Origin of the sequence: Halococcus sp. IIIV-5B (genome assembly GCF_003602035.1) — an archaeon.
Taxonomy (GTDB): domain Archaea; phylum Halobacteriota; class Halobacteria; order Halobacteriales; family Halococcaceae; genus Halococcus; species Halococcus salsus.
In genome coordinates this window covers 1-4,722 of record NZ_QZWE01000060.1, presented here as the reverse complement: position 1 = coordinate 4,722, position 4,722 = coordinate 1, and the positions used below count along the sequence as shown (strand labels likewise).

The window sequence follows — 4,722 nt, the reverse complement described above, 5'->3', positions numbered from 1 at the left end:
CTTCGAGCACGCCGAAGACACGGCGCACATATTGATCGTAGAACTCGGCAGTAGCGGCGGATTTCGAGTCGTCGATCTTGTGTTTTGCCTCGCTCGCGACGGCGACGAAGTTCTCGAAGCCGAATGCCCGGATGAAGCGTTCGAGGAGGAGCGTGGTGGTGTCGTCAAGCCACTCCTCGGGGCTTTCGCGCCGTCCAGTGTGGTTCTCGAAGGCGGCGACGAAAATAGGTTGGAGGTCGATCTCAGCGAGTGTGTCGTACTGATAGCGCTCTCGATCGTGCTTGATGAGGACCCAGCGAACGCCGTCGGTGGCGAAACCAAAATCGGCGTCGAAACTGTAGGTGTCGAGCCAGTCTTTGACCTGTCCGAGGCCGTGGCTTTGCTGGTCAAGTCTCTTGTTGAGCGGTTCGGCCTCAACGAGGAGGCGGCTGGACTCGATAGCGTCGAACTCACGAAGTGAGAAGAGATAGGCGGCTTTCTGGCGTTGTTCGTCGGAGAGCGTGGTTGCCTCGGTGGTGAAATCAGGATAGGCGAGTTCGTCGAAAAGCGGCTCGATGATTTGGCGCTGGGTGAAGGGTTCGGGATCGCCACCTTCGGTAGTGTCGTTTCGGTGGAGCTGGTCAGGACCGGGCTGACCCCGGAGAAGTTCTTCGAGACGGTCGTCGGAGGTGGCGCGGTCGCGAAGTTCACCGACAATGCTCTCGATACGCTGAGCGAGAGCATCGACCGCCCCATCGGGAACGGTAGTGTCGAACTGTTCGACGACGTACTCGGCAGGAGCCTCGTCCGAGGTCCGACTGGGGGATCCAGTAGCAGAACTCATGGTCGGAATACAAGGGTGGATAGCGAGAGCGACATACTCTTTCTGCTGTCGGATTTGGGATAATAGTTGTCCTCGCGGGAGAATAGAGAAGCGAGATTCACAATAGACACCCCTGGGTTTAATCTGCTCCAGAAATAACAAATTATCATGAGCGAAGAAGAGAGTGAGGACCCACAGCGCGAGACTGAACAACTCTCAGAACAGTCACTGAATCACAGAGAAAACGCAGAACAAAGGGACTTAGACGCTAAGGTTGAAAAAGGAGAGCGTTCCGACCTATCTGAGCGAGTAGAGGAAGGTGAGCTCTCGATCGAGGACATTCCGGGTGGGTACGTCCCACGAAATGTCCGAGCACGAGCGCGGGAGGAAGAGGAAGCCACCCGCGAATCAGAAAACGACGACGAGTAATTTGACGGCTCTGCTGAATGCCACCCCTTACCCCGCAGAATCTTATCCTCTCGCTCTTGCTGATTGCGCCGGGCTTCATTGCATTTTTTGTCGCTGTCACAATTGGAGCTGTTGAGAGTGAGGTATCGAACGGTCGAGTACTAATCGTCAGTCTCGTTTCTAGCATTCTTGTCGATACCCTCTTTCTAACTATCGCAGACTTCGCTGGTGAGAGCGTCAATGATCCGTATGCCTTTCAAGAAATTATCTTCGGCTCTAATTTCAGTCCCAAATACGTCGCTCTCCTCATAGGGTTATCACTACTATTGGGGTTGTTCTACTCAATTTCAATCATCCTCGATTTGCAGGGCAAAGCACGGACCCTGATGTGGTCCCTATCGGACAAGAACCGTTTCCCATGGCAACCTTGGGAAGGCATGATGCAAGACAGCGCTGTCGTTCAAGTACAGACATCTGATGAGGAACTCGTCAAGGGCTTTTTGCATGAATACAGTCGAGCCGAGCGCCCGCGGCAGTTACGGCTGAAAACCCCACAATGGTTTGGAGAACAGGAATGGAATCCTCCAGAAGAGACGGATGTTCTGTTGTTGGAAGACGATATCAGCCGTATTAGCGTTCTGATGACCGTAGATAGATATGAGGAAATCGCTCAAGAGATGGAAGAAGGAGAATGATGTGCAAGATCATCCTCTTCAAACTCTGATCAATTACTTCTCCGCTCGTGCCCGCCGGCTCGGATTCACATCGAGATCGGCCTCTATTCGATAGGTCAAATCTACCGTATGTGTCGAGAGGATCTCTGCAAGTTCTTCGGTCATATCGGGATGATGGAGTGCCTGATCGAGATTTTTCAGCATCCGCAGCGTGAATTCTGTTGAGAAATCGAAAGCCCCTGATTTGGTACCTTCACCGGTAGCTTGCATTATCTGGCGCAGCTGGTCAACTCGATACTCGTGTTTCCCATCAGTCTTGATCCGCATTTATGTTCAACCCCGAATCTCTTGCACATCGCTTCCCTTAGGAGCACTGATTTGAGTGACTGACTTCCGTTTGCTTATACAAGTCTCTGAATCACTGGATCAGATTACATGTAGAAGCAGACTTAGCCGACGTTCCTTACACATCGGGGAGTCAGTTCGATGTGCAACGAGTGAGAAGCGATTCTGTCTGCGTGAAACCCCGTGTAGTTGCACCAGAACTACCCTCTACAGGCTTCATGCTCATGCATATCTTGCCATTCGTAGAACCCTCTCTCCCCGGGAAGAGAAGCCAACAACAAGCCTGCGCAATTTGTTCAATATGATGCTAACTACGATGAAGTGAGATCAGCATGAAGTTTACTTGGTCTCCCTCATTGAATGATATGTGGTGCTTTTCTTGTGGAGATCATATATAAACTCTTGCAGGATGATTTTCCCAGATGGGAAAGTGAGTCTCTGATGTCTTAGAACCTCTAATAACTCCTCTGAAGCGCCGTCTGTAGGACTGGATACGGCCATAAGATATAAGTAGCGACACTCAAAACAGTTATCTGACAGAGGTCGGAACTAAGAACGGTATTCAACAGAAACCCGAGCGGCTGGGATAGACCCACAACGCCCGAGTAATCTTGGAGGATTGGCGGGCGTCAATGGGTGCTCACCCAACCGGGGATGGAGGTAAGCACCGATGTCGGTGCGAGACCTCGTAGGACTCAACTGAGTTCTGGGGTCTCTTAACTCTGGTCTTCGGATGAGCGCATTACCGCTTGGGAAACGAGCCGAGTTGTATCGGCATACGAGCATTCAGAGATGTCACCACTGCAAATATGAGTGACAAAGAGACTCCAAGTGCCAAGAAAGCACAGCGGTAACGTTGACCAGCGGGCAGAGTATAGCCTTTACAAACATGCGAGCGGGATGACGGTTGCCCAAGTGGCAGCTGACATCAACTACAGCCACGCGTACACTCGAAAGGGGCTAAAAGGCCTCCTGCGCCGTGGCTTCATTAACGGTCAGAAGACGACACCCATCATCGGGTGTAGCGTCAACGGTCAGATAGTCGTTCTCACGTCCGACTATCAGGGGATGATCGATGTGCTCCGTCGCATCTCACCCCCACTCGCTGCGAAAGCCCGAGCCGCCACGGTGACAGTCCAGCAGCTCCACGACTTCATCAAGAACCACGCCCAAGGGACGTTCATTCTGGAGCGTCGGTGGCTGTTCTGGCATCCGTCGGCTGTCCCCTCATCGGGAACCCCGTCGTCCGCTTCGGCAAGCCCCTAACACAGGGGCACGGTGCGGTTTCGTGCTACGAATCCGTTGATGAGTTCATCTTCGCTGTGGTCTCTAATATCGACCGTTAGTTGCCTGCCCGATCTTTCCACTGATCCAGAATATCGTTAACCCATCTGCCGGACTCATACTGGAAACGTTTTCCATTTTTAACGCCTTCAGCTATTTCTTGAACGTCATCTGCATTGGTTGGACTCCAGTCTTTTTCTGCTACCAACCAGATCCGAATAGCCTCTGGGTCGAATTTGTACCCGTTACGATGGAGAATATTGAACATTTCTATTGCCTGAGAACGGTCAGATGAGTGTGTGAGTCCTGTCGAGACGTTCACTAGGCTATCAAGATCATGGAGTGCTTCTTCAACGATATTATCGTCAATACTTGGCGCTTCTCTCTCGTTTTGTTTGGCATTACGTGAACCAAGCTCAGTTGCTCCCCACTGGTCAATCCAGAATTGAACATCATCACGGTGCCAAGGTATGACGAGAACATCTGTCACACCCCGCATCTCATCGATCTTGTCGAGTAAATCTCTGCTTGGATATACTGCCAGTATCGGGCCTCCACTCCAGCTATGTACGTCGATCCGCTCAGTCATGTGACGCATCTCAATATCGCCCACTGTGACCGGATTCTTGTTTTTCAGGGCTTTCACTGCCTTCTCACCGACGACAGATTCCACCACGCCCTCGAGGGTCCGTTTTACTCGGGTAGCGATCAGCGCTTTTTGTTTGTTTGTGTCTTGATTTCCAAGTTGGACAAGCCACTGTAATCCCAATTTTACAGCATCCTCCTTTGGTCCATGTGACTCGATATAATATTCAGTCCGATCAGGCATCTCGCTCATGGGTTTGATGGAAATTTCGACTTTTCAGTCCCGATCTTCTGGAGGGAACGGGTCGTTTCCATAGGAGCGACGCTCTCTGACTTGGCCGTTACGACCATGGAGATGATGCTCTGACTGATTCTGCTCAGCAACCCGCCGACCAGCCTTTGCCGCCTCTTCTTGAGTATTGTACTGTCCCTGTTTCTTCCCATTGACCTTGTTTGTCCACCCATCGTCATTTGGAACTGTGTGTACGTCTTCGCCTCTTGCCATAATCGGTCAGCCGCAGTTTAATTGTTGACGCTGATAAATTTTGGGCAGAGATGAGCACGCCAGTTCCGCAGGAGAGTCCCGGCCCGGAGGGCCGGCCAAAGCCCGACCGCGTACCCACC

General features: G+C 51.8%; 6 protein-coding genes and 1 pseudogene. 3 read left to right on the top strand and 4 right to left on the bottom strand.

The window, feature by feature from the left end:
* Positions 1 to 964, bottom strand: a pseudogene (locus D3261_RS19280) (hypothetical protein); the annotation flags it as partial.
* 6 nt (positions 965 to 970) lie between these two features.
* Here D3261_RS19280 and D3261_RS19840 point away from each other — a divergent pair.
* Positions 971 to 1,231, top strand: a complete 261-nt coding sequence (locus D3261_RS19840; RefSeq protein ID WP_147465010.1) for a hypothetical protein — start codon at positions 971 to 973, stop codon at positions 1,229 to 1,231.
* Positions 1,232 to 1,248: 17 nt separating this feature from the next.
* The gene (locus tag D3261_RS19275) at positions 1,249 to 1,905 is read left to right on the top strand and encodes a DUF6338 family protein (protein ID WP_120075209.1); all 657 of its coding nucleotides are present in this window, start codon (positions 1,249 to 1,251) and stop codon (positions 1,903 to 1,905) included.
* A 33-nt stretch (positions 1,906 to 1,938) separates the two neighbouring features.
* Here D3261_RS19275 and D3261_RS19270 read toward each other — a convergent pair whose 3' ends face one another.
* Entirely contained in the window at positions 1,939 to 2,211 is a 273-nt protein-coding gene (locus tag D3261_RS19270; RefSeq protein ID WP_120075207.1) for a hypothetical protein, read from the bottom strand.
* A gap of 933 nt (positions 2,212 to 3,144) precedes the next feature.
* Between D3261_RS19270 and D3261_RS19265 the strand changes: the two genes are divergently transcribed.
* Positions 3,145 to 3,495 carry a hypothetical protein gene (locus D3261_RS19265; RefSeq protein WP_147465009.1) on the top strand — a complete coding sequence of 117 codons (351 nt, stop codon included), beginning with the start codon at positions 3,145 to 3,147 and terminating at the stop codon, positions 3,493 to 3,495.
* Between the two features lie 76 nt (positions 3,496 to 3,571).
* Here D3261_RS19265 and D3261_RS19835 read toward each other — a convergent pair whose 3' ends face one another.
* Together D3261_RS19835 and D3261_RS21085 are read right to left on the bottom strand one after the other, a co-directional pair.
* A complete protein-coding gene (locus tag D3261_RS19835; protein WP_147465008.1) occupies positions 3,572 to 4,342 on the bottom strand; it encodes a hypothetical protein in 771 nt (256 codons plus the stop codon).
* Positions 4,343 to 4,375: 33 nt separating this feature from the next.
* Positions 4,376 to 4,603: a DUF2188 domain-containing protein gene (locus tag D3261_RS21085; protein WP_120075201.1), complete on the bottom strand. Its 228-nt coding sequence runs from the start codon at positions 4,601 to 4,603 to the stop codon at positions 4,376 to 4,378.
* Positions 4,604 to 4,722 lie beyond the last annotated feature (119 nt).